General features: G+C 40.4%; 22 protein-coding genes and 1 other RNA gene. 6 read left to right on the plus strand and 17 right to left on the minus strand.

The annotated features are described in order from the left end of the window. Position 1 precedes the first annotated feature (1 nt). The 12 genes from GQR39_RS01245 to mraZ are packed head-to-tail and all read right to left on the minus strand — an operon-like array spanning position 2 to position 13,445. A complete protein-coding gene (locus GQR39_RS01245) occupies positions 2-922 on the minus strand; it encodes a D-alanine--D-alanine ligase (protein ID WP_165734621.1) in 921 nt (306 codons plus the stop codon). Continuing rightward, positions 919-2,370 carry a UDP-N-acetylmuramate--L-alanine ligase gene (gene murC, locus GQR39_RS01250; RefSeq protein ID WP_002957994.1) on the minus strand — a complete coding sequence of 484 codons (1,452 nt, stop codon included), beginning with the start codon at positions 2,368-2,370 and terminating at the stop codon, positions 919-921. Before murC ends, GQR39_RS01245 begins: the two co-directional genes overlap by 4 nt. Then, on the minus strand, positions 2,371-3,447 hold the full coding sequence (gene murG, locus GQR39_RS01255; protein WP_007582929.1) for an undecaprenyldiphospho-muramoylpentapeptide beta-N-acetylglucosaminyltransferase: 1,077 nt from the start codon (positions 3,445-3,447) through the stop codon (positions 2,371-2,373). It abuts the gene before it with no gap. After that, on the minus strand, positions 3,444-4,619 hold the full coding sequence (gene ftsW / locus GQR39_RS01260; RefSeq protein ID WP_165734622.1) for a cell division protein FtsW: 1,176 nt from the start codon (positions 4,617-4,619) through the stop codon (positions 3,444-3,446). Before ftsW ends, murG begins: the two co-directional genes overlap by 4 nt. Beyond that, the gene (murD, locus tag GQR39_RS01265; protein ID WP_165734623.1) at positions 4,616-5,950 is read right to left on the minus strand and encodes a UDP-N-acetylmuramoyl-L-alanine--D-glutamate ligase; all 1,335 of its coding nucleotides are present in this window, start codon (positions 5,948-5,950) and stop codon (positions 4,616-4,618) included. Before murD ends, ftsW begins: the two co-directional genes overlap by 4 nt. Beyond that, on the minus strand, positions 5,951-7,033 hold the full coding sequence (mraY, locus tag GQR39_RS01270; RefSeq protein ID WP_007582922.1) for a phospho-N-acetylmuramoyl-pentapeptide-transferase: 1,083 nt from the start codon (positions 7,031-7,033) through the stop codon (positions 5,951-5,953). Continuing rightward, positions 7,033-8,415 (minus strand): UDP-N-acetylmuramoyl-tripeptide--D-alanyl-D-alanine ligase, encoded by a 1,383-nt coding sequence (murF, locus tag GQR39_RS01275; RefSeq protein WP_165734624.1) that lies wholly within the window; start codon positions 8,413-8,415, stop codon positions 7,033-7,035. Before murF ends, mraY begins: the two co-directional genes overlap by 1 nt. Beyond that, entirely contained in the window at positions 8,412-9,890 is a 1,479-nt protein-coding gene (gene murE, locus GQR39_RS01280; RefSeq protein WP_165734625.1) for a UDP-N-acetylmuramoyl-L-alanyl-D-glutamate--2,6-diaminopimelate ligase, read from the minus strand. Before murE ends, murF begins: the two co-directional genes overlap by 4 nt. After that, positions 9,883-11,700 (minus strand): peptidoglycan glycosyltransferase FtsI, encoded by a 1,818-nt coding sequence (locus GQR39_RS01285; protein ID WP_010554293.1) that lies wholly within the window; start codon positions 11,698-11,700, stop codon positions 9,883-9,885. Before GQR39_RS01285 ends, murE begins: the two co-directional genes overlap by 8 nt. After that, entirely contained in the window at positions 11,697-12,023 is a 327-nt protein-coding gene (ftsL, locus tag GQR39_RS01290; RefSeq protein ID WP_007582915.1) for a cell division protein FtsL, read from the minus strand. Before ftsL ends, GQR39_RS01285 begins: the two co-directional genes overlap by 4 nt. Next, positions 12,020-12,958, minus strand: a complete 939-nt coding sequence (gene rsmH / locus GQR39_RS01295) for a 16S rRNA (cytosine(1402)-N(4))-methyltransferase RsmH (protein WP_008167099.1) — start codon at positions 12,956-12,958, stop codon at positions 12,020-12,022. Before rsmH ends, ftsL begins: the two co-directional genes overlap by 4 nt. A 28-nt stretch (positions 12,959-12,986) precedes the next feature. Next, the gene (gene mraZ, locus GQR39_RS01300; RefSeq protein WP_007582904.1) at positions 12,987-13,445 is read right to left on the minus strand and encodes a division/cell wall cluster transcriptional repressor MraZ; all 459 of its coding nucleotides are present in this window, start codon (positions 13,443-13,445) and stop codon (positions 12,987-12,989) included. Between the two features lie 496 nt (positions 13,446-13,941). Between mraZ and GQR39_RS01305 the strand changes: the two genes are divergently transcribed. From GQR39_RS01305 to GQR39_RS01315, 3 genes are read left to right on the plus strand one after another with little or no spacing between them, the layout of a single operon-like run. Then, positions 13,942-14,280 (plus strand): hypothetical protein, encoded by a 339-nt coding sequence (locus tag GQR39_RS01305; protein ID WP_007582901.1) that lies wholly within the window; start codon positions 13,942-13,944, stop codon positions 14,278-14,280. Positions 14,281-14,286: 6 nt separating this feature from the next. Then, the gene (locus GQR39_RS01310; RefSeq protein WP_024590208.1) at positions 14,287-14,733 is read left to right on the plus strand and encodes a hypothetical protein; all 447 of its coding nucleotides are present in this window, start codon (positions 14,287-14,289) and stop codon (positions 14,731-14,733) included. Between the two features lie 10 nt (positions 14,734-14,743). After that, positions 14,744-14,986 carry a hypothetical protein gene (locus GQR39_RS01315; RefSeq protein ID WP_007582895.1) on the plus strand — a complete coding sequence of 81 codons (243 nt, stop codon included), beginning with the start codon at positions 14,744-14,746 and terminating at the stop codon, positions 14,984-14,986. 3 nt (positions 14,987-14,989) lie between these two features. Here GQR39_RS01315 and GQR39_RS01320 read toward each other — a convergent pair whose 3' ends face one another. Together GQR39_RS01320 and GQR39_RS01325 are read right to left on the minus strand one after the other, a co-directional pair. Continuing rightward, complete coding sequence (locus GQR39_RS01320; RefSeq protein ID WP_165734626.1) at positions 14,990-15,964, minus strand: glutathione S-transferase family protein; 975 nt, start codon at positions 15,962-15,964, stop codon at positions 14,990-14,992. 21 nt (positions 15,965-15,985) lie between these two features. Beyond that, positions 15,986-16,828 (minus strand): pirin family protein, encoded by an 843-nt coding sequence (locus GQR39_RS01325; protein ID WP_165734627.1) that lies wholly within the window; start codon positions 16,826-16,828, stop codon positions 15,986-15,988. Positions 16,829-17,029: 201 nt separating this feature from the next. On the opposite strand from GQR39_RS01325, the gene GQR39_RS01330 reads away from it, so the two are divergent. After that, positions 17,030-20,134: an EAL domain-containing protein gene (locus GQR39_RS01330; RefSeq protein ID WP_165734628.1), complete on the plus strand. Its 3,105-nt coding sequence runs from the start codon at positions 17,030-17,032 to the stop codon at positions 20,132-20,134. A gap of 89 nt (positions 20,135-20,223) precedes the next feature. Beyond that, a complete protein-coding gene (locus GQR39_RS01335) occupies positions 20,224-21,111 on the plus strand; it encodes a LysR family transcriptional regulator (RefSeq protein ID WP_010554286.1) in 888 nt (295 codons plus the stop codon). 3 nt (positions 21,112-21,114) lie between these two features. On the opposite strand, the gene GQR39_RS01340 is transcribed toward GQR39_RS01335, so the two are convergent. Further along, on the minus strand, positions 21,115-22,068 hold the full coding sequence (locus tag GQR39_RS01340; protein WP_007582878.1) for a YihY/virulence factor BrkB family protein: 954 nt from the start codon (positions 22,066-22,068) through the stop codon (positions 21,115-21,117). Between the two features lie 117 nt (positions 22,069-22,185). On the opposite strand from GQR39_RS01340, the gene GQR39_RS01345 reads away from it, so the two are divergent. Next, on the plus strand, positions 22,186-23,265 hold the full coding sequence (locus GQR39_RS01345; RefSeq protein WP_165734629.1) for a mechanosensitive ion channel family protein: 1,080 nt from the start codon (positions 22,186-22,188) through the stop codon (positions 23,263-23,265). Between the two features lie 75 nt (positions 23,266-23,340). On the opposite strand, the gene rnpB is transcribed toward GQR39_RS01345, so the two are convergent. Continuing rightward, positions 23,341-23,705: RNase P RNA component class A (gene rnpB, locus GQR39_RS01350), an RNA gene on the minus strand. A gap of 42 nt (positions 23,706-23,747) precedes the next feature. After that, positions 23,748-24,605 carry a 16S rRNA (cytidine(1402)-2'-O)-methyltransferase gene (rsmI, locus tag GQR39_RS01355; RefSeq protein ID WP_010554279.1) on the minus strand — a complete coding sequence of 286 codons (858 nt, stop codon included), beginning with the start codon at positions 24,603-24,605 and terminating at the stop codon, positions 23,748-23,750. Between the last annotated feature and the right edge of the window lie 50 nt (positions 24,606-24,655).

Consider the following 24,655-nt stretch of genomic DNA (forward strand, 5'->3'; position numbering starts at 1 on the left):
ATTAAAGCGTTTGCTCTAAAATGCGAACAACTAATTGTTCAAAAGTTGCCCCATTCGCTTTTGCCGCCATTGGCACTAACGACTTTTCAGTCATGCCTGGTACTGTATTTACTTCAAGGAGATAAAAGTTACCTTGCTCGTCTTGCATCGCATCAACACGGCCCCAACCACTTGCGCCCACTAAATCAAATGCATCTAGCGATATAGCTTGTAAGTACTTAGTATCTTGCTCTGATAAATCGGCAGGGCAATGATACTGCGTTGTATTTGATTGATACTTAGCTTGGTAATCGTAAAAACCATTAGGTGTCGTCATCTCAATGACTGGTTGTACTTCATCGCCAAGCACTGTAACTGTGAATTCACGTCCCGTGATCCACTGCTCTACAAGCACTTGATTATCAAACTTAAATGCATTAGCTAGTGCGTCTTCAAGTTCTTGTGCTGTACTTGCTTGCGCCATACCGATGCTTGAGCCTTCGTGCGATGGCTTAACCATTACCTTTTTAAACTCACCCATAATAGCTGCAGCATCAAAGCCTTTTTTAGCGTCAACTACGGTATAAGGTGCAGTGCTTAAACCCGCTGATTTAAATAAGTGCTTACAACGTACTTTATCCATAGCAAGTGCTGAACCCAGTACATTACTGCCCGTGTAAGGCAGATTCATAAATTCAAGTGCACCTTGTACAGTTCCGTCTTCGCCACCACGACCATGCAAAGCAATAAAAACGCGCTCTACATTTAATTCTTTTAACTCCCACAAAGAACGACTTTGTGGGTCAAATGCAATTGCATCAATGCCACTATTTTGCAGCGCATTTAAAACAGCCTGACCCGATCGTAAAGACACTTCACGTTCTGCTGAGTTACCACCTAGCAGTACCGCTACTTTACCAAATTGTGTTTTTACCTGAGTCATACTTCACCTTGCTTAAGTTTTTCTATCGACATACCCGTCGCAGCTAATGTTTTAACTAACTGACCTATATTACCAGCGCCTTGGGTTAATACTAAATCATTGTTTTGTAAATTTGCGGCCAAAACGCCTGCAAGCTCTGCATTTGTTGCCACATGCAGCGGCTCTTTGCCACGTTGACGAAGGCTACGGCATAAGCTTTTGCTATCTGCGCCCACAATAGGATCTTCACCAGCGCTATACACATCAAGCAATAGCAACTGATCTACATCAGCAAGTACTTTTACAAAATCTTCGTATAAGTCGCGTGTGCGAGAAAACCTATGAGGTTGATATACCATTACTAAACGCTTATCAGGCCAACCTTCACGTACTGCTGCAATTGTTGCTGCAACTTCTGAAGGGTGATGCCCGTAATCATCAACTAACATCACATTGCCACGCTCGTTTTCAAATTCACCATAGTGTTGAAAACGACGACCAATACCTTCAAACTTCTGCAGCGCTTCTAAAATTGCATGATTCGCAATGTTTTGATCTTTTGCCACAGCAATCGCAGCGGTTGCATTAAGTGCGTTGTGTCTACCTGGCATATTCAACGTGGCAGTTAAACACTCACCTTGTTTGTTAGTTACTGTAAATGTGCATGTATTAGCTGATTGGCTAAAGTCGCTCATGCGGTAATCAGCATCCTTCGATTCGCCATACGTGATAACTGGGCGACCAAAACGCGGGATAAGTTCAGCAGCAACTTCAGAATCAATACATACAACAGCTAAACCATAAAACGGCAAGTTATGGATGAAATCTACATACGTGTCTTTCATTTTTTCAAGACTGCCGCCATAAGTATCCATGTGATCTTCTTCAATATTTGTGATCACCGATACCATTGGCTGTAAGTGTAAAAACGACGCGTCGCTTTCATCAGCTTCTGCAATTAAGAAATCACTTTTGCCTACTTTTGCGTTACTACCTGCGCTATTTAACAAGCCACCAATAATAAAGGTTGGATCAAGCCCTGCTTGTCCATAAATACTCGCAATTAAGCTTGTTGTCGTTGTTTTACCATGCGTACCCGCAATTGCTATACCGTGGCGAAAACGCATTAATTCAGCCAACATTTCTGCGCGGCGAACAACAGGAACTCTTGCGGCTTTGGCTGCAATAATTTCAGGATTTGTTTCATCAATCGCACTTGAAACAACGACTACATTGGCATCTTTCACGTTATTTTCATGATGGCCTATAAATACTTCTGCACCGGCTTTAATTAAACGATCTGTCATAGCGCTATGGGCGATGTCAGAACCTGTAATACGGTAGCCTTCAAAAGCGAGTACTTCAGCAATACCGCCCATACCTGCTCCACCAATACCAATAAAGTGAATGGTTTCTATTCGGCGCATTGCAGGGCGTGTGTGTTTTTCTTGTACTGACGTTTCTTTCACTTATTTTCTCTTATTTGTTACTTGCTCACAGTGCGTTGCTACGCTTGCTGTGGCATCTAAAATGGCTTGTTTTTTTGCATTTGTAGCCATTTCAGTAATTAATGAAGGTTGGGCTAAATACGGGCTTAATAGTTCAACAATTGATTGTTTATTAAACTGCCCTTGTGGCATTAATAATGCGCCATTAGCCATCACTAAATATTGTGCGTTCGCTGTTTGATGGTCATCCACGGCATGTGGAAACGGAACAAAAACGGCCATTTTACCTGCCGCTGCAATTTCGCTAACAGTTAACGCACCAGCACGGCAAACAACAATGTCAGCCCAGCTATACGCTGCGTCCATATCATCAATAAATTCAGCTATTTTTGTATTACTGCCTGTAAAAGCATGCATTTTATAAGCTGCTTCTACGGTAGTTAAATGACCCTTACCTGTTTGATGCCATATACTTATTGGAGCTGTATTATTTAGTACTTTAAATGCTTCTGGTAATGTTTGATTAAGCACTTGTGCACCAAGCGAGCCGCCCACTACTAAAATATTAATAGGGCTTGATACATCGCGTTTGGCTATATTCATAACGCTTTGGCGAACTGGGTTACCTACTAGCTCGGCTTGACCCTGTGCAAAAGCACTTGGAAATGCAGCTAATACTCGTGTAGCCACCTTAGCTAGCAGTTTATTGCTCATACCCGCTACAGCGTTTTGCTCGTGAATAACCAGCGGGATACCTAAACTTTTTGCGGCAATTCCCGTTGGACCCGTAACATAACCGCCCATTGCAAGTACTACATCAGGACGCTGTTCTTTCAATACCTTACGCGCCTGCAATACTGCATTAATTACCATGAATGGGGCTTTAATAAGACGCTTTAATCCGTTACCACGAACACCTTTAACGTTAATAAAATCAATATCTATATTGTGCTTAGGTACAACGCTCGCTTCCATTCGATCTGGTGTGCCGATCCAGCTAACTTGCCAGCCCTGCTGTTTTAAATAATCGGCTACTGCAATACCGGGAAAAATGTGTCCGCCAGTTCCACCAGCCACTACTACTAATTTTTTACTCATCGCTTACCTCCGCGTGAGGTGGCTTGTTTGGTTGCCATTTTGGTTTCAAAATCTACGCGTAATAAAATACCCGTGGCAATCGTCATAATTAATAAGCTTGAGCCGCCATAAGAAATAAACGGCAGGGTTAAACCCTTCGTCGGTAAAATACCCGCGCTCGCACCTACATTCACCATGGTTTGAAATGCAAACCAAATACCAATGGCAAATGAAAAGTAGCCTTCGTATTCCTTGCCACACTTAAGGGCTTGTTGGCCTATTAATAAGGCTCTAAATACTAAAGTAGCTAATACCGTTAAAATACTTACAACGCCTATTAAGCCAAGTTCTTCACCTATAACGGCAAAAATAAAATCGTTATGTGCTTCAGGTAAATATTGTAGCTTTTGTACACTGTTACCTAAGCCTTGACCAAACCAACCCCCCTGGCTATATGCCATTAGCGATTGCACCAACTGATAACCCTTGCCAAAAGGATCATCCCAAGGGTCTAAAAAGCCAACAACACGTGCCATACGATATGGTTCAACAATAATAAGTAATACAACCAGACCAACGCCCGTTAAAATAAGTACAAAAAACTGCCATAACTTAGCACCAGCTAGAAACAATAAACCAACCGTTGTTACAAACATAACAACCACTGTGCCTAAATCTGGCTGCAGCAGAATAAGCAGTGCATACACTGCAAATACAGCAATAGGCTTTGCAAAGCCTTTAATATTTTCTTGTACTTCTTCGCGTTTTCTTACCAAATAACCCGCAATATAACTAAAAAAGTACAACTTAGCGGCCTCAGCCACCTGAAAACCAACAGGTCCTATAGGTATCCATCGTTTAGCGCCGTTTACTTCACGCCCAATAATCAATACCGCTATTAATAGCACCATGCCTAGTATTAATAGATAAGGGTTTGATCGTTTCCACCACTGCATTGGCACACAAACGCTTATCCAAAAAAGCACAAAAGCCATTGCCAAAAACATGCTGTGGCGAATGGTAATATGGTACGGGTCATCAAATAACCGCTCTGCGGTAGGCATTGATGCGCTGGTCACCATGATAAAACCAACACCAATTAGCATTATTACGCAGTACAATAACGGTACATCGTATAACTGCGCCGAAGGCTTAGGTGTTAATGCGTCTCTTATATCGGCAAAAGCAATCATAACGCCCCTGCCATTACACACTGAACAAAGTCATCACCGCGTTGCATATAGTTGTTATACATATCAATGCTGGCACATGCGGGTGCTAATAAAACAATATTACCTGTACTACTAAGTACTTTGGCCAAAGTAACGGCTTCTTCCATATTGTTAGTTAAATAACTCTTATTGGTAATCGCAGCTAAGTCACTTGCATCTTTACCAAAACAAATTAATGCTTTTACATGCTGTTCTATGTAAGGTTTAAGCGCATTTAAATCAGCGCCTTTGGCATCGCCACCAGCAATAACAATCAGATTTTCACCGTCACTAGCTAAACTATCTATTGCAGCAATGGTCGCTCCAACATTAGTTGCCTTTGAATCGTTAAAATACTTTACACCGTTAAGCTCAGCTACAAATTGGCAGCGATGAGCCAACCCATTAAATTGACCTAATGCATTTTTATATTGCTCTTTGCTTACTTCAAACGGACTTAAGAGCGCCATTACTGCAAGCGTATTTAAATAATTGTGCTTACCCACTACCGCAAGTGTATCAACAGGTAAAAAGGCATCGCCTTTAACCATAAAGTGAGTTTCGCCATTGTGCTGCGCTAAATGGTAATCACCTTGTTGAGCACCAAAGCTAATTAAAGGGGTTGTACCGCGCTCAACTGGATGTGTTTGACTATCGTCTGCATTGACAACAATAAGCTCTGCAAAATTATAAATACTTAGCTTTGAATCTATATAAGCTTGGTAACTGTCGTAGCGGTCAAGATGATCTTCAGACACATTTAATACCGTTGCACTTACAGGTTTTAAACTCGTTGTGGTATCTAACTGAAAACTCGATAACTCAAGCACATACACATCAAAATCATCATTGAGTAAATCAAGTACCGCTGTGCCAATATTCCCACCCAAAGCAACTTTATAGCCGGCTTCTTTTAACACTTCATAAGCGAGCGTAACCACGGTTGATTTACCGTTAGAGCCCGTTACTGCAACAACAGGTTTTGTATTAATACGTGCAAATAACTCAACGTCGCCAATCACTTCAACACCTGCGTTAATTGCATCGGCAACAGCTGGTATTTTTAAGCTAAGCCCAGGGCTTATAATAATCATATCGCTTGAACAAAGCTCTGCGTCATCCAACTTACCAAAGTGGGTATCTAGAGTTGGCGCGTGCTCTTTTAACCAATCAATCCCCGGCGGGGTTACTCGGCTATCAACGACCTTTGGTGTGAGGCCATGAGATAATAGAAAACGCACAATGCCCAGACCGGTTACACCGAGTCCGAGCACTGTTATTTGTTTGTTTTTTATCTCGTTTAAATACTGCATTTATCGAATCTTTAAAGTAGCTAAGCCAGCAAGCACTAGCACAACAGAAATAATCCAAAAGCGCACAATAACGCGAGGCTCTGGCCAACCTTTTAATTCATAATGATGATGAATCGGCGCCATTCTAAAAATACGTTGACCGCGTAATTTATACGACCCCACTTGTAATATTACCGATAGTGCTTCCATTACAAATACACCGCCCATAATAATAAGCAGTAACTCTTGGCGTACTAAAACAGCAATAATACCTAATGCGCCACCAAGTGCTAATGAGCCAACATCGCCCATAAATACTTGTGCTGGGTAAGTGTTAAACCATAAAAAGCCAAGCCCTGCGCCCACAATGGCAGTACACACAACCACAAGCTCACTCGCCAGCGGTAAATGTGGAATATGCAAGTAAGCCGAAAAGTTAATATTACCTGTTAAGTAAGCAATAATTGCCAATGCTGAAGCCACTAAAATAATTGGCACAATCGCCAAGCCATCTAAACCATCGGTCAGGTTTACCGCGTTTGATGTACCTACTATCGCAAAATACGTAAGCACGATATAAAACAAACCTAATTGCGGTAATACGTCTTTAAAAAATGGAACAACAAGTGATGTTTCAGATGCTTGTGCACTGGTAAAGTACAAAGCAGTAGCTACAACTAATGCAATGACCGACTGCCAAAAGTACTTCCACTTAGCAATTAAACCTTTTGGATCTTTACGAATAACTTTACGGTAATCATCAACAAAGCCAACAATACCTAAAGAGCCAATTACAAACAGTGTTGCCCATACGTATTTATTTGATAAATCGGCCCAAAGTAGCGTGCTGGTAAAAATAGCCGCTAAAATAAGTAAGCCACCCATAGTCGGCGTACCCGACTTAGACAAATGCGATTGCGGACCGTCGTCTCGAACTGTTTGGCCTATTTGCATACGTTGCAAACCACGAATTAACTTAGGTCCTAAATAAAGAGACATAATTAGCGCAGTTAAAATACCTAAAATGGCACGTAGCGTTAAATACGAAAAAACATGAAAACCACTAAAATACTGTGTTAAATACTCTGCCAGCCAAACTAACATTATGATACTCCATTGATGGCTTGTTGCTGGCCATTAACTAAATCGGTTACTAATAATTCCATGCGAGAACTGCGCGATCCTTTCACTACTATTGTTGTTTTTTTATTCACTTTATTAATACTTTCTTGAATTTTTTGCTGCATTTGTTCGCGGCTCGAAAAGTGGCGATTAGGGAGTTCAAACACATCACTTGCGTATTTACTTAATACGCCTAATGTAAATAACTCATCAATCCCTTGCTCAAGTGCATACTCGCCAACTTCTTGATGGTACTTACGTGCATCTTCACCTAGCTCACCCATGTCCCCGAGTGCTAAAATACGGTGACCATGTATATCACTTAACAAGTCAATCGCAGCCTTTACCGACTTAACATTGGCATTATAGGTATCATCAACCACGGTAAGTAAATCAGACACTTCAATTAAATTAACGCGCCCTTTTACATCCCCCATTGTGGCAAGTGCATTGGCTATTTCTTCAAGGGTTACGTTAAATTCACTGGTCAGTGCAGCAGCGATAAGTGCATTACTAATATTGTGCTTACCCGGAAGTGCCAAAGTAACAGGTACTTGCTTGTTTTTAGTGCAAAGCGTAAAGCTTGCACGTGCATTGGCATCAAGCGTGATATTCTCTGCCCAAATGTCTAGTTTTTCGGTTGTAGAAAAACGTTTAACATTACGCCCTTTAAGCTTATCTAACCAATACTGGCTAAATTCACTATCGCAGTTAACAATCGCAACGCCGTCATCTTTAAGGCCGTCAAAAATCTCACCTTTAGCTTTTGCGACGCCCATTAAACTACCAAAACCTTCTAAGTGAGCTGCTGCAACATTACATACAACGGCCACATCTGGTTTTGTCATTGCCGTTGTGTAAGCAATTTCACCTAAGTGATTTGCACCTAGCTCAATTACAGCAAAACGATGTTGAGGCTCTAAGCGCAATAACGTAAGTGGGACGCCAATATCGTTGTTAAAATTACCTTTAGTAGCTAATACATCACCGTGAACCGACAAAATTGCCGCACACATTTCTTTTACGGTGGTTTTGCCTACACTCCCTGTAATTGCAATTGTTTTAGGTGCCACTTGTGCCATAACAGCGGTGCCAATTGTACCTAGTGCAATACGTGTATCGCTTACTATAAATTGTGGAATATCTACATCAACTTTGTGCTGAACAATAACGCCTATAGCGCCTTTTTGTTTAGCCTCAGCTATAAATTTATGGCCATCAAAATTTGGCCCTTTAAGTGCTAAAAACACTTCGCCATCGCACACTGTGCGAGTATCAGTATTTATATTTAGCACGTGTTGATTATCACCTTGATAATCGGTTGTTAGCACATTAGCTAACCAATCAAAATCCATTGGGATCATTGTGTTATCCCTCTTACTGCTTTTTTTAGTTGTTCTTGTACATAGCGGCGATCGCAAAAGTCGATGCGCTTATCGCCTATAATTTGATAATCTTCGTGGCCTTTACCTGCAATCAAAATAACATCATCAGCTGTAGCGTTTTCTATAGCAAAACGAATTGCAGCTGCTCTATCAACCTCTAAATGTGCATTTTGAGGATGGGTTAAACCGCCAGCTACATCTGCAATAATGCCATCAGGGTTTTCTGAGCGAGGGTTATCACTGGTAATAATAACTTTATTAGCGTTTTGCTCTGCAGCTTGCGCCATCAATGCACGCTTTCCTTTGTCTCTGTCACCACCGCAACCAAATACACAACTTACACCACCTGGCACATGCAGCTGCAATGCTTGTAATGCAAGTGCAAGTGCATCGGGTGTATGTGCGTAATCAACAACACACGTCGGCATGTCTGCTTGGCTAAATGCTTGCATTCGCCCAGCTACTGGCTGTAACTGCGCACAACCTGAAACTAATTGCTCAAGCGGATAACCAAGTCCTAGTAATGTAGCGATCGCGGCCGTTAAGTTATATAAATTAAATTCGCCAAACAGAGGGGATTTAATCGATATATCACCCCAACTAGTCGATAACTGCGCCGAAATACCTTCACTTGAATATTCAACATTAGAAAAATAAACGTACTGAGCATTCTTAGGGGCTAAGTTTTTGCGGCCATAACAGATTAGGTTATTAAAATCATACTTTTCAAGCCATTGCTCAGCTTGAAAATCATCTTGATTAAGCACTACAACTTGCGGCTCAAAATCACGGAAAAGCATTAGTTTCGCATCACCGTAACTTGCCATATCACCATGGTAATCTAAGTGATCGCGCGAAAGATTAGTAAACACAGCCGCTTTAAACGCGCATTTAGCAACACGCTGCTGCACTAATCCATGAGATGACACTTCCATGGCTACCAGCTTTTTATGCTGCGAATTTAAATCGCTCAAAATATGCTGTAAATCAACCGTTGAAGGTGTGGTATTAATCAGTGGAATTAAGTTATCAGGATGACCATAACCTAAAGTACCAATAATAGCCGAATCAGTACTGCAAAATTGCGCTAAGTGGGCAATCATTGCTGTGGTTGTCGATTTACCGTTTGTACCTGTCACACCAATTAAATCAAGAGCCTGACTTGGCTGGCTATAAAAGCGACTTGCTAATTCTGGAAGCTTTTTATCAAGCTCCGAAACTAAATATAGTGGCTCAAAACTTGTTTCAAATTCACATAATCTGTCAGCAATAATAGCTGTTGCGCCATTTTCAATTGCTTTATTAATAAATTGACCGCCATCAAGTGCATGGCCTTTAATAGCAACAAATACATCACCTGGCGTTACTTCACGGCTATCAAGGCGTAAATGTTTTACCAGTTGCGAGGGCGCATCTATTTCGATGTATTTTAAAATATCCTTTAAATCACGCATCGTTATCTTTACCTTGTACGTACGCAACCTCTTCCTTGTCAGGCGCTACGTTTAATATTCTTAATGCGTTAGAGATGATTTCTGCAAATGCAGGGCCAGCGGTGGCACCTCCATAGTACACATCACCACCTGGTTCATTAATCATAACTACCACGGCTAAACGAGGATTACTTGCCGGCGCTACACCTGCAAAATAACCTACATATTCATCACCATAACCACCTGCTACGGCCTTTTTAGATGTACCTGTTTTACCAGCTGCACGATACCCATCAACTTTTATGTTGCGAGCAGTACCGTCTTTTTCAAATACACTTTCCATCATGTGCACTACGGCTTCTACGTCTTTTTGTTTAAAAATACGTTCGCCTTCAGGTATATTATCTTGCTTTAAAATAGTCAGAGGTCGGTTAACTCCACCAGCACCTAACATGGTATAAAAGCGCGCCATTTGCGCAGTGCTTACCGAAATCGCATAACCAAATGATAAAGTGGCAATTTCAAAGTCAGACCAACGACGATTTGGATAAAACAAACCGCTGCTTTCGCCTACCATTCCAGTACCAGTATCACTGCCAAAGCCTACTTTTTGGTATAAGCCAACAAGGTAATCTTTAGGCACTAACTGGGTAACCTTCGCAACTCCCATGTTTGAGGAGTACTTTAGTATTTCGCGCAGTGTTAGTTCGCCGTGATTACGGGTATCTCTCACTAAACTACCACCTAAACGCATCCAACCTGGGTAGGTATCAATCGTGTCATCTGCCTGAATGGCGCCGTAGTCTAGCCCAGCCAAAATGGCTAGAGGCTTAACAGTTGAGCCTGGTTCAAACAAATCTGTAATTGCGCGGTTACGACGCTTATGAGGTGCAGCATCGCTTAAGTTGTTTGGATTAAATGAAGGGCTATTTACCATTGCCAGTACTTCACCGGTTTTAACATCAACTACCATAGCTGAGCCCGATGTGGCTTTATAAGTCAGTACAGCTGATTTTACGGCCTTGTACGCAATGGCTTGAATTCGTTGATCAATACTTAATTCTATACTTTCTGGCTCTACACGTTCACGTTCGTCAAGTACTTCTACCTCACGCCCTTGTGCGTCTTTACGAATAGTACGGCGGCCTTCTTCGCCCGTTAAAGCGTTTTCGTATAGCTTTTCAATACCTTCAATGCCTTTGCCATCGATATTGGTAAAGCCAATTACATGCGCGGTAACTTCACCTGCAGGGTAGTAGCGTTTAGATTCATCTAGTAAATGGATACCAGGGAGGCGTAAATCACCAATATAATTTGCTACAGCAGGAGTAACTTGGCGCTTTAAATACACAAAGCGACGCGAAGGATCGTTTAAAAGTCGAGAATTAATCTTTTTAGGATCAATACGCAGCACATCTGCAAGCTCGCGCCAACGTAAATCGTTTTTATAATAAAGTGCAGTACGCTTATCAAGCTCAACAGTGTTTTCAGTTAAAGATAAGTGATCTTCGCCGCTTTTGCGGGCTTGTTTGATTACTTTAGATACAAGCGATTTATGTAATGCTTTAGGATCAGCATACACACTTACCACAGGCACACTTACCGCTAATTCTTTACCATTGCGGTCAAAAATCATTCCGCGTTGCACATGCAGTTTTTCAACACGTACCGTACGTTTATCACTTTCTGAACGTGCTTTATCAGGTTCTATCACTTGTAAATAAGCAGCGCGAGATACGAGTGTTACAAACACCATAAACACAACTGTACACACCAGCATAAAGCGCCATGTGATTAAATTAGTGACTGGTTTTTTGCCTCTATTTCTCATTGTACTATTATTACCTGCTCATCTTGACTCGTAGGTCGTTTCATTTTTAATTGTGATATAGCAACTTCTTCAATGCGTGCATGTTGCGAATAAAATTCTTCTTCAACAAGTAAGTAGCGCCACTCTAAATCGAGTTCATCACGTTCTTGTAATAATTGATCTTGCTTTATAAGTTGCCCACGAGCTAAATGTGTTGTTTGCACAACAGCTAAACTAGAAGCGAATATCACAACCAACAAGGCCGAGGTTAGCTTGTTAGCACCTAGGCCTTTTAATATTTCAAAGAATAAATTGGGTTGACGATAGCTCGCTTTTTTACTCATCCCAACCTCTGTGCAATCCTAAGTACAGAACTACGAGAACGTGGATTACGTTCTACTTCAACAGTACTTGGCTTAATAGCCTTACCCACTGCTTTTAACGTCAGGTTTTTATTTATTTGTGCATCAGTTAAAGGCAGACCTCTGGGTAACACTTCTCCCCTACTCTGTTTTCTAATAAACTGTTTTACAATACGATCCTCTAGTGAGTGAAACGAAATCACCACTAAACGTCCGCCTGGCTTTAGCACTTTAACTGCAGACTGTAGCGCTGTTTGAATCTCTTCAAGCTCGCTATTGATATAAATACGAATCGCCTGAAAAGTACGTGTTGCAGGGTGCTTAAACTTATCTTTTACAGGTACTGCTTCATCAACAAGGTCAGCAAGTTGCTTGGTTGTTGTGATTGGCGTGTGCTCACGAACTTCGAGTACTTTGTGTGCAATGCGTTTACCAAACTTTTCTTCGCCCAGTTTTTTAATTACGTGGGTAATATCATCTAACTCGGCTTCTGCTAACCACTGTGCAGCACTGCGACCTGTTGTTGGGTCCATGCGCATATCAAGTGGCCCATCTTTCATGAAACTAAAACCACGCGCAGCGTCATCAAGTTGTGGCGACGAGACACCAATGTCTAATAAAATGCCATCCACTTTACCAATTAGATCGTTCTGCTCTGCTACTTCGTATAAATTTGAAAAACGAGTATGTGCAATCGCAAAACGTGGATCATCAGCAAATTTTTCGGCTGATTGTATCGCTTGTGGATCTTGGTCAATTGCTTGCAGGCGACCTTCATCACCTAGGCGTGCTAAAATTTGTCCAGAGTGGCCGCCACGTCCAAACGTACCATCCATGTATATACCGTCTGGCTTAATTGCGAGGGCATCGATGGTTTCGTCCATTAATACGGATACGTGTTCAAATTGCGCTGTCATTAGCTATTATTTGCCTTTTTTTGTGCTGTTAGAGTGTAAAATTATCTAAATCTTGGTTAGGTTCAAAATCGCCAAGCCTTTCAAGCTCAGTATCTTGCTGCATTTGCTCGTGCCAACGCGCCTCATCCCAAATTTCAAATTTATTCATCAAACCAACTAGCATGATTTTTTTGCCAAGTGATGCATGAGCCCTCAGTGACGGCGCAAGCAAAATTCGACCATTTTTATCAAGTTGATATTCAGTAGCATTCCCGAGCAACATACGCTGCATTCGACGGGCTCGTGGGTTCATATTGGAGATTTTAGCTAAACGGCTTTCTATTTCTAGCCACTCAGCCAGCGGATACAACCATAAACACGGCTCATTTAATGCGACGGTACAAATAACCGTTCCCTGATCTTCAGACAATAGAGATTCTCGGTACTTAGTCGGTACCGCAAAACGCCCCTTATCATCCAAACTCAGTGAACTCGCGCCACGAAACATAAAAAACCTACTTTAAAATTGTTTTATTCAACTTTTGTTTATTTTTATCCAGTGTGATCCACTAAAAACCACTTTTTACCACAGTGCTCCAGTTTAGGGCTTGACAAGCCATTTTGTCAAGTAAGCTGACCAGCTTTAGTAAGTCCCAAAGCTAGAAAAAATAAGGGCTCAAGCGAAGCGTTTGAATTACGTGGGAAAAAGTGGGATTGTGATGAAAAAAATATTTACTCTGTTTTTTATAACTTTCTGTTTACACGCTTTGCTTACTGAATAACCAATGAATATTTACAACTTTTTAAGCATTTTTACTCCCTTTGTAAAATTTACCTAACCGTGTAGTAATAGTTACTGTTTGCTTTAAATTACCAAATACGAAAAGTTATATACAAACAACAAAAACAAACAAACTCAATAACTTAAAATAAATAACAGTTTTGGTTTAATCATTGCATCATCTAAATCACTATTTAAATTTTTAACTTATTAAGGATTGATTATGGCTACTGCAACAAATACGAAACCAAACACAACTTCAGATGTTAAGCCTGACGTTAAACTAACAAATACTGAATCACCTCTTACAGAAAAAGCAACATCAGCGGCGCACGATGCTGTAGATGCACTTTCTAGCAAAGCAGCAACAGCTGAAAGCAGTGTTCGTAAAGGCGCTTCGAGTTCAGCAGATGCATTAAGCGAAAAACAACTTATTGCACGCGAAAAGTTAAGTGAATGTACAGCTAAAACCCGTGCATTTGCTTCTGAAAATCCATTAGCAACCGCGGGTATTGCTTTTGCTGCGGGTATGCTGATTACATCACTATTTCGTCGTAAGTAATTAGTGATGAATAACCCACAAACAAGCGCAGCCAAGGATGGTGAAGCGCAAAACCAAACAACTGAGCAGCAGAGCCAAAAGGACGATTGGCAAGATCATATTGCAAAGCTTTTAGAGTACTCTAAGCAGCTCAAGGATGATTACCAAACTCAAGGAAAGATCACACATCAGCTTGCTAAAGCTGAATGGCGGTTATCGCTTAGATCGCTTGCATTGATCACTATATTTTTAGGCTGTTTTGCCAGTGGTTTGGTTTTGTTGTGGGCAGGATTTCTAGGTGCTGTTGGATACGGTGTATATGATCTTTTTGGGTCAGTATGGCTAAGTATTGCAACAGCTACTTTGCTGCAAGTTGCTTGTTTAGCATGGCTTTGGAAAAATACGGTTTACCTAAGCAATAAAATTGGCTTTAGTAAAACACTTAAAAGCTTAAAACAACTGTTTAACTTATAAGGAAATTACTATGTTAGTTAACTACTTAATTAAAGCACCTAATGAAAACGTTGATGCTCTGAGTAAGCAAATGGATACGCGCAGTGAGTTAAAACGCCAACATCATGCAGCGTTTCAATATAGACTAAAGCGTTTTGCCGCAACTAAAGTGGGACTAACAAGTGCCTTTTTAGCCGGCGCAGCTGTACAAGCAGGGAAAGGCGAAACCAGCTTGGTAAGAAAATACGGCTGGCTTGTTAGGCTGTTTGCTTAAACGTTAAACATTTCTACCGTGATCAGATAAGTAACCAACACTTGGGCCACTTGGCACAACTTGTGTTGGATTGATCATTGTATGGCTAAAATAGTAATGACGTTTAATGTGGTAAAAATCAACTGTCTCTGCTACTCCCTTAACCTGATATAACTCTCTAAGGTATCCGCTCAAAGCAGGGTAGCTTTCAATTGTGCGCAAATTACATTTAAAGTGGCCAACATACACACTATCAAACCGAATGAGAGTGGTGAATAATCGCCAATCAGCCTCTGTGAGGTTATCCCCTGTTAAATACCGCTGTTTGCTCAGTATCCCCTCTACTGTATCGAGTGCTTTAAATACATCGTTAAACGCCTCTTCATACGCATCTTGAGTTGTAGCAAAGCCCGTACGATAAACACCATTATTTATACTTGGATAAATCAACGCGTTTAATTCATCAATTTTTGGTTGCAGCGCCTCAGAGTAGTAGTCATCGTTATTACCTGTTAATTCATTAAACGCACTATTGAACATACGTATAATATCGGCAGACTCATTACTAACAATTTTATTCAGCTTTTTATCCCACAATACGGGAACGGTTACTCGCCCGGAGTACTTTGGGTTATTTTTTGTATAAACTTGATGTAAGTAGTTACTATTAAATAAAGCATCGCCAGTACTGTGGTTTTGCGTATCAAAAGCCCAACCACTATCAAGCATGTCAGGGCTAACAACCGACACCGTAATTAAATCTTGTAACCCTTTTAGCGCTCTAAATATAAGCGTTCGATGCGCCCAAGGACACGCAAGTGACACATATAAATGATACCTGTTCGCTTGAGCTTTAAAACCGGCCTCGCCCGTTATTCCAGCGCTACCATCTGCAGTGATCCAGTGACGTAACTGCGCCGCCTCGCGCTCAAACTTACCATTACTTGAATCAGTGTCGTACCATTTATTTTGCCATTGACCGTTAACTAATAATCCCATGAAACTCTCCTAAAAATACCGTTAAATTTTGCCAAACTCGCCGTTTTGATAATCACGCACTGCTTGCTGTACTTCAGCTTGAGTCGTCATTACAAACGGCCCCATATGAGCAATCGGCTGATTAAGTGGATCGCCGGCTAAAACCAAAACACCAGCGCCGTGCTCAGAGCTAATATTAATGTCACTACCTGGTTCTAAAATAAGTAACTTGCCCGCTGGTATTGTTTGATTGTCGCTCGTTATTAGTGAGCCGCTATGAATATAAAGCATTACTTTTTGTTGGCTAAGAGGCTCTAAATAAATGCTTTTACCAGCAGGTAATGTAATATCAGCAAGCGCCGCATTAGCAGCTAAACTTTGCAGAGAGCTTGTAAGCGTTTCACTTTCAAACTGCCACGATCCCGCAAGTGCTTTTAACGTCACACCTTGCGTATTTGTAAAACTCGGAGCTGGGTTTTTAGTAGTATCTTGATAACGTGAATCACGCATTTTTTCTGCGCTTGGCATGTTGATCCAAATTTGAAAGCCATGCAGTCCATCTACAGCATCCGCGAGTGGCATTTCACTGTGCATAACGCCGCGCCCTGTACTCATCCATTGCACATCACCTGCTTTAATTGCTTCTCTGTTACCCATTTGGTCACGATGTTCAAAGCCACCTTTTAGAATATAAGTAAACGTTTCAATACCTCGGTGCGGATGCTCAGGAAAGCCTCCCATATAATCTTTTTTGTCGTCTGACTTAAGTTCATCAATCATTAAAAAGGGATCTAAATATTTACCATCAAACCCAGGTATACGGCTAATACTCACACCATCGCCATCTTGAGTTGCATAAGCTGTAAGTATTTTTGATATTTTCATTTATTAATTCACTCTAAAGAATAAGTTTATGGGGTTATTAAATCATCCATTAAACAAAACAACTATGTCTTTAAATCGACCTTAACATTCCAAAAAATAGAACTATAATGATTCATTGGTTACATTTTCAACCTTATAATTACTATGGTTATTTGGAGTGAATTTGGCTACAATTGTTATTGCAAAATACAAAACTAAGGAATGGTTATTTTTACTTATTCTCTCAAACATCAGCTTTATCGTTTACTTATATTGCTAAGTATTCCGGGCACCGCTGTAATTATTTTTACACTGCTGCTTGAACGCGATCACTCTATTGAGCAAAGTGAAAAAAAAGTAGAAAATATTGCTAAGCAATTAATTTTACAGCAAAAGCACTTAGTCGATGATATTGACCGTTTAGCGCGTTATTTGGCTAAAGAGGAAAGTAAGAAAGAAAATTTAGCAACGACCTGCCCTAATTATTTTAATCAATTTAGATCTATTTACGCACATGTTGCCAATATCGGGATTATAGATCCAAATGGCATTGTTATATGTACAACAAGCGGGTTAGCCAAAACAATTAATATTGCCGATCGGGCGTATTTCCAAAACGCCTTAAAAAGTAACCAATTGTCGGTAGGTTATTTTCAGCACGACCGAAGTCTGCAAAAAAACACCCTTAATTTTGCGTTACCTATTATTAATAAAAAAAATGTAATTCAGGGCGTTGTAGTTATCGTTGTTGCGCTTGACTGGTGGAACAATGCTTTTAATGACATTGAACTTCCGCCAGGCTCTATTGCTGCAATTGCTGATTCTAACGGAAAAATTTTAGCGCGTTATCCACCTACAACGGCCGCGCTTGGCGATAATATTGCACAGACTTTATTAGCAACTGATTCTTCGATTAATAATGAGGCATCAACAAAAATAAAATCTATTGAAGGTGAAGCCCGAATGCTTCACCACTCTGTTATTTACAGCGATCCGAGTAATAACAGCTTAAATATACATATCGCACTTCCTGTTACGCATGCTTTAAAGCAAATAAATAATAATTTTTTTATAGCGATTGGTGTGTTTATTTTATCGCTGCTGATACTGTCTTTAATTGCACGTAAACTACTTAAAACCAGCATTATTGACCCAATTAATAATCTAACAAATGCAACAAACGTATTGGCTAAGGGCGAGATGCCCTCACAAAAAATACAACCCAATAATCCAGAGCTAAATACTCTCTATCAGCGTTTTAAATCAATGGCGCAAACTCGGTTAACAGCTGAAGCTAATTTAAAAAACAAGCATGATGAGCTTACTAGCTTGCTTAATACTCTGCCCGATAGTTACGTTAGAATTAACATCCATGGCGATATTCTCAACATAACAGGACAGTTTAAGCCTCAAGTAAATCCTAACAGCACTGTAGTACCTCATTTATCATCAATACTTTCACACAGCAATGTTCAGCTTTTGTTATCGCAGTTATCTAAACTTGATGTTTCGAGTAATTTAGAATTCACACTCGAAAAATCAGATCCTAAACGCAGCTTTGAAGCACGTATTAGCGCAATGCAAAGTAAAAATGAATACGTTGTTGTACTACGAGATATAACACAACGAAAAGTAAATGAAGAAGCACTCCACCTTGCCTCACTAGTGTATAACAACAGTAGTGAAGGCATGGCAATCACCGATCCAACGGGTATCATATTTGATGTAAATCCTGCATTTTGCAAAACGACTTTATATAGCAAAGAAGAAGTAATTGGCCGGTCCTCTTCAATTCTTTCATCAGGAAAACATGATAAGAATTTTTACAATAAAATGTGGTCTGAATTACAGCAAACAGGCCGCTGGCAAGGCGAGGTTATTAACCGTAAAAAAAACGGGCAGCTTTATTCTGAGTGGCTCACAATCGATACTATTTATGATACAAACAACGCACCTATTCGTCGTATCGCGATATTCACAGACCTCACAGAAAAAAAACAAGCTGATGAAACCATTTGGCGACAAGCTCATTTTGATCACCTAACTGACTTACCAAATCGTTTAGAATTAAAGGAGCGATTAAATCAACGATTTTCAAATGTTGTTACTCCAGATAATCAATTGGTTGTCATGCTTTTAGATATTGATCACTTTAAAGATATTAATGACACATTAGGCCATCACTATGGCGATAACTTATTAAAACTCGTATCTCAGCGTATAGTCCAGTCGGCAAAAAACGCTGAGTTTGTGGCACGAATTGGGGGAGATGAGTTTGTTATTGTATTTAGTCTCATTAAAAGTACCCGCCATATTAATCAAATTGCGAGTAATATTTTACTTAGTCTATCGTCAGCTTTGCATCTTGAAAACGAAGAGTTATTTATTAGTGCAAGCATAGGCATTGCTTGCGCTCCTAATGATGGTGAAAATACTGAACAGCTTTTAAAGGCAGCCGATCAGGCTATGTATAAAGCAAAAAGTAATGGTCGTAACTGTTTTGAGTTTTTCTCTGCTGACATGCGCGAATATGCACACGCGCGCATGGTGCTATTAAAAGACTTACGAAGTGCCATAGAACTTGAACAGTTTGAGTTATTTTATCAGCCCATAGTTGCTTTAAATGATTTACATATTCATAAAGCTGAAGGGCTTATTCGTTGGCAACATCCCGAAAAAGGCCTAATTAGCCCTATCGCATTTATCCCACTTGCTGAAGAAACCAGGCAAATAAATGCAATTGGTCAATTTGTATTTGCCCAAGCTTTGCAAACACTTAACGATATAAAAACACTAACCGATGATACTTTTCAAATAAGTGTAAACGTATCGCCAGTGCAATTATCCACGCCAGAGAGTGGCATAGATGAATGGTACGATATGCTAAAAGCAGCAAAACTGCCTGCTTCGTCAATTGTCGCAGAAATAACTGAAGGCTTAATGGTTAACCCTGAAGCACTTACGCAAAGACGCCTAAAAGAAATAGTAAAATCAGGAATGCAGCTTGCTCTTGATGATTTTGGTACCGGGTATTCGTCGCTCGCTTACTTACAAGAAATGGACACCGACTATTTAAAAATAGATAAACGTTTTGTTGATAATATTCAAATAGGCAGCCAAGAACTTGCATTGTGTGAAGCCATCATTGTTATGGCGCATCAGTTGGGCTTAAAAGTAATCGCCGAAGGAATTGAAACTAAATTACAAATGCAGCTACTACTTGGAGCAGGATGCGATTACGGTCAAGGTTATTTATTTTCAAGACCTTTAAATAAAAGCAGTTTTATGGCACTTCTAGCTGATAAAAAAGTAGCTTTGTTAAAATAAATAGACAAAAAATCACTGTTACGCAATAAATAATGCGTCTGCGCGGTCAAGTTAAGCAATCAGATATAAAGTAGTAACAGGATTTAAAAATGGCAAAAGCAACATTAGAGCAATGGCGAATGTTTAAAGCGGTTGTGGATCATGGCGGGTTTGCAGGCGCAAGCGCAGCTGTACATAAAAGTCAGTCAACCGTACACCATGCTGTGCAAAAACTTGAAGCCGCCTTGCAAATTAAGTTGCTTGAAGTAAAAGGCCGTAAAGCATTTTTAACCGATAGCGGTAAGCTGATTTTACGCAGAGCCGAGTTTTTAATTGAAGAAGCGACTAAAATAGAATCGGTAGCAAGTACGCTAAGCGAAGGCGTAGAAAGCACATTAAAAATAGCTGTTGATGAGGTTTTTCCACACGCTATTTTATACCAAGCACTTGCTAAAACGAGTGAGCTTTACCCTCTTTTAAAAATTGATTTAGTAGAAAGCGTGCTAACAGGTGCAAACGAATTATTACATAACTCAGTGGTTGATTTAGCCATTTCATCAATTCCTATCTATGGAATTAGCTGCAGTACGTTATGCGATATAGAGTTTATAGCGGTTGCGCATAAAGACCATGTATTACACCAACATACTGAACAACTCAACTTTCGTGATTTAAAGCTACATAGACAAATAGTAGTGCGCGATTCAGCAACCCACACCAGTCACAACGAAGGCTGGCTAGGTGCTGATATGCGCTGGACAGTAAGCCACTTACGTAACTCTATTGATATGGTTAGTCAAAATTTAGGTTATGCTTGGCTGCCAAAAACACAAATTGCACACTTAATTGAAGATCAAACCCTCATTGCACTTAATTTAGACCAAGGTACAACCCGCACTCTTAATTTATATTTAATGTGCAACGACAACGATAGGCTTGGTCCTGCAGCACAAGAATTTAAAGAGCAAATTACTGCACTTACTAATTTAGCTAATTAATAGCTATTCATTTTTTACATCGAGGTGATCTGCTACATAGGCGCCTCGCTGCCCACGCTCTTTAGCCGGCCCTACAGTGCTATCTTTACCTGTTTGCTGCTCAGTAGCTGCATTAATTACAGCACCTAATGTGATTATATAAGCGCTGATATACAACCACATCAGCATGATCACTACACCACCTAGTGAGCCATACGTTTCGTTGTAACTAGAAAAGCGCGACACATAAAATGAAAAACCTATAGATGCTAAAATCCACAGCACGGTAGCAATAGACGACCCCATTGTGATCCAACGCCATTTAGCAGGTTTACGATGTGGGGCATAACGATATAAAAGTACCAATGCAAAATTAAAGGTAAAAGCCAATAATGGCCAAGAAATGAGTTTAATTAATAAATCTATACTTTCTTTTAGTCCCACTAAATTAAGTACAATAGGTAAAATACCAATAATTAATAGCGCAAAAATTGCGACTACAATCGCTCCTACCGAAAATAGAAAACGGACTAATTGAGCCTGAAAAAATGAGCGTTTTTCATATTCACGATAACTAATATTACATGCAGTAATAAGTGCTTGGCTGCCCTTTGAACTACTCCAAATAGTAAGTATGAGCGTACCAATTGCACTTAAGCTCAAGCTTGCACTTGATGTTTTAGCAAGGCTAGAAACCTGAGATAAAATCAGTTCGCTGGTGCTTGGTGGAAGCAAAGTAACTATTTTACTTAAGTGCTCACTAATATCTGTTGGGGATGAAAAGTACGCATACACTGATACCATCGCCGCAATGGCTGGAAAAATAGCAAGCAGTGCATAAAATGCGACACCTGCGGCTACTATTGATAAATTATCTTCGCTCATTTGCTTAAAAATACGTTTAACAATATCCCACCAACCTATAAAAGGGATATGTGCAGGCTGCTCTGCTTGCTGTCCTCGTTTAGCTTCTTTCATTCTAAACCTCAATATTTGTATTACGTTACTACAGCAAAATATTTGCCAAGTTATAAGCGTTTGGTACCAAACTTGCTAATATTTATCTATAAAAGACTCTAACACGGAAGATAAGCCATGCTCGGTACCCTAAAAAGCAGTGTAGCGCTAAATAATACAACACCAATAACTGAAGTGATCAAAGTTGATACACTTTCGTGGAACTTCTTTTATGAGCAAGGCGTGCAATTACTTCACGTAACAGCGCAAATATTACCCACTATTTTACTCGGTATAATGCTTTTAGTACTCAGTTACTTAATTTCAGGACCACTTTCTAGATTACTAATCAAACCCATTGACTATATGACTGACAGCAAGCTTGTTCACCTAGTTATAAGGCGCAGCATAAGCACCCTAATAATTTTATTTGGGGTATATTTATTTTTACGTTTAGCAGGGCTTACTCAGTTTGCTGTTGCTATTATGAGTGGGACTGGGTTAATAGGTTTAATACTCGGCTTTGCTTTTAGAGACATAGCAGAGAACTTTATTGCCAGTTTATTACTGAGCGTACAAAGACCTTTTAAAATTGACGACGTAATTGAAGTGGATGGCCGATTAGGTATTGTTAAAAAAGTAACAGCAAGAGCAACCACACTTGTTGATTACGATGGCAATCATATTCAAATACCCAATGCGACTGTATATAAAAATACCATTAAAAATCTGACTGCCAATCCAAAAATGCGCGGCAAAGTAGAAATTGGTATTGGCTACGATAACGATATACGCAGCGCACAAACCCTCGCCCTCGATATTGCCAATCAACAAAATGCGGTACTTAGCGACCCACCCGCGCAAGTTTTAATAAAAAATTTAGGCTCATCTACTATTAACTTCGTTTTATATTTTTGGGTTAATAGCGAGCAACACAGCCCATTAAAAGTAGCCTCACAACTTATGCGCGAATTAGTCAATGAGTTCACAAAACAAAACATCAGCATGCCTGATGACGCACGAGAGAGAATTATACTCACCGACCCTAATGAAAGTGTTTCTAGTTTAGGGGAAGAACAACCATCGCAAATACAAAACGAAAAAAGTGAAACTGTTGAGCAAACTAAAACGCTTGATGATGTAAGTAGTGATACTGACGAAATACGTGAACAAGCAGAGCAATCTCGCGATCCAGAACAAGGGAAAAATATTATTTAATAATGCTGAAGTTGTATTAACTAAAATTTAAACACAAAAAAGCCCGCAGCGTTAACTGCGGGCTTTTTATTGAATGAGTGAGTCAGCCGTATAAGCCGGGTTTTGTCCTTTCCGAAGAAAGTGATAATCATTCGTCTAGGCCATAAATCACTCTATGGCTCAAGCAACCTACCCGGTTCCAACGTGGGCCACGCCATAAGGAACCCTATTTGGTCTTGCTCCGAGTGGAGTTTACCTTGCAACCGACTATTACTAGCGGCCCGGTGCGCTCTTACCGCACCCTTTCACCCTTACCAATCCAAAGATTGGCGGTCTCCTCTCTGCTGCACTTGTCGTGGGCTCACGCCCCCCAGCCGTTAGCTGGCACTCTGCCCTATGGAGCCCGGACTTTCCTCCCCCTGATCATTTTCGTCACAGGCAGCGATCATCTTGGCTGACTCGGCGCGCAGTATACATGAGGCTAATACCAAGCGCAGTAAAATTTACTCTTTTTCTTCAATAATTGTTTTGTATAAAGCGTTTTTCTTCATACCAAAGTATTCAGCAACCACACCACAGGCCTTTTTCATTGGCATTTCACTCTCAAGAAGTGCCAGCATTTTGCGCGCTTCAGGCGGAACATCGTCTATTTGCTTTGGTTTGCCCGGAAGCATAAGCACTATTTCGCCGCGCTGCTTGGTAGGATCATCAGTTAAAAACTGTTTAAGCTCACTTACACTACCATTAAAAAATGTTTCAAAGGTTTTGGTTAGCTCTTTAGCAAACACAACTTGCTGCTCATCACCAAGGGCTAGTGCTAAATCATCAAGGCTTGCCATAATACGGTGCGTACTTTCGTACATTATACTGGTGATACCTGAGTTAACAGCTTCGGTAAAAAAGTCTTGGCGAGCTTTGCTTTTGGCTGGCGTAAAACCAATAAACTGAAAGCGGTCGGTTGGTAAGCCTGAACAACATACGGCTGTAATTGCAGCACATGCACCTGGAACAGGTGTAACATGAGCGCCTTGTTCGCGACACAGATTTACAACAGCGTAGCCTGGATCACTAATTAGTGGTGTACCAGCGTCAGATACTAAAGCAATATTTAAACCTTGATTAAGTTGATCAATAATTTGTTGTGCTTTTTGCTTTTCGTTGTGGTCGTGTAATGCAAACGTTTTTGCCTTAATTCCAAAGTGGCTAAGTAGCTTGCCGGTATGGCGAGTGTCTTCAGCAGCTATTAAGTCAACTTGCGATAATGTCGCAATGGCACGGTGACTTAAGTCGTCATAATTGCCAATTGGGGTGGCAACAATGTAAAGAGTGCCAATTTTCTGTGAATTCTCCTCATTTAACATTGAGGTCTCCTGCGTCAGTCAGTAATATAAGCAAATCGCGTTAACGTATT

The organism is Pseudoalteromonas sp. C8 (genome assembly GCF_011378685.1).
Lineage (GTDB): Bacteria > Pseudomonadota > Gammaproteobacteria > Enterobacterales > Alteromonadaceae > Pseudoalteromonas > Pseudoalteromonas arctica.

Excerpts from the sequence above, each read along its gene's own strand:
- GQR39_RS01245 (WP_165734621.1), bottom strand. The coding sequence starts at position 922 with ATGACTCAGGTAAAAACACAATTTGGTAAAGTAGCGGTACTGCTAGGT.
- murG (WP_007582929.1), bottom strand. The coding sequence starts at position 3,447 with ATGAGTAAAAAATTAGTAGTAGTGGCTGGTGGAACTGGCGGACACATT.
- ftsW (WP_165734622.1), bottom strand. The coding sequence starts at position 4,619 with ATGATTGCTTTTGCCGATATAAGAGACGCATTAACACCTAAGCCTTCG.
- murD (WP_165734623.1), bottom strand. The coding sequence starts at position 5,950 with ATGCAGTATTTAAACGAGATAAAAAACAAACAAATAACAGTGCTCGGA.
- mraY (WP_007582922.1), bottom strand. The coding sequence starts at position 7,033 with ATGTTAGTTTGGCTGGCAGAGTATTTAACACAGTATTTTAGTGGTTTT.
- murF (WP_165734624.1), bottom strand. The coding sequence starts at position 8,415 with ATGATCCCAATGGATTTTGATTGGTTAGCTAATGTGCTAACAACCGAT.
- murE (WP_165734625.1), bottom strand. The coding sequence starts at position 9,890 with ATGCGTGATTTAAAGGATATTTTAAAATACATCGAAATAGATGCGCCC.
- GQR39_RS01285 (WP_010554293.1), bottom strand. The coding sequence starts at position 11,700 with ATGAGAAATAGAGGCAAAAAACCAGTCACTAATTTAATCACATGGCGC.
- ftsL (WP_007582915.1), bottom strand. The coding sequence starts at position 12,023 with ATGAGTAAAAAAGCGAGCTATCGTCAACCCAATTTATTCTTTGAAATA.
- rsmH (WP_008167099.1), bottom strand. The coding sequence starts at position 12,958 with ATGACAGCGCAATTTGAACACGTATCCGTATTAATGGACGAAACCATC.
- mraZ (WP_007582904.1), bottom strand. The coding sequence starts at position 13,445 with ATGTTTCGTGGCGCGAGTTCACTGAGTTTGGATGATAAGGGGCGTTTT.
- GQR39_RS01305 (WP_007582901.1), top strand. The coding sequence starts at position 13,942 with ATGGCTACTGCAACAAATACGAAACCAAACACAACTTCAGATGTTAAG.
- GQR39_RS01310 (WP_024590208.1), top strand. The coding sequence starts at position 14,287 with ATGAATAACCCACAAACAAGCGCAGCCAAGGATGGTGAAGCGCAAAAC.
- GQR39_RS01315 (WP_007582895.1), top strand. The coding sequence starts at position 14,744 with ATGTTAGTTAACTACTTAATTAAAGCACCTAATGAAAACGTTGATGCT.
- GQR39_RS01320 (WP_165734626.1), bottom strand. The coding sequence starts at position 15,964 with ATGGGATTATTAGTTAACGGTCAATGGCAAAATAAATGGTACGACACT.
- GQR39_RS01325 (WP_165734627.1), bottom strand. The coding sequence starts at position 16,828 with ATGAAAATATCAAAAATACTTACAGCTTATGCAACTCAAGATGGCGAT.
- GQR39_RS01330 (WP_165734628.1), top strand. The coding sequence starts at position 17,030 with ATGGTTATTTTTACTTATTCTCTCAAACATCAGCTTTATCGTTTACTT.
- GQR39_RS01335 (WP_010554286.1), top strand. The coding sequence starts at position 20,224 with ATGGCAAAAGCAACATTAGAGCAATGGCGAATGTTTAAAGCGGTTGTG.
- GQR39_RS01340 (WP_007582878.1), bottom strand. The coding sequence starts at position 22,068 with ATGAAAGAAGCTAAACGAGGACAGCAAGCAGAGCAGCCTGCACATATC.
- GQR39_RS01345 (WP_165734629.1), top strand. The coding sequence starts at position 22,186 with ATGCTCGGTACCCTAAAAAGCAGTGTAGCGCTAAATAATACAACACCA.
- rsmI (WP_010554279.1), bottom strand. The coding sequence starts at position 24,605 with ATGTTAAATGAGGAGAATTCACAGAAAATTGGCACTCTTTACATTGTT.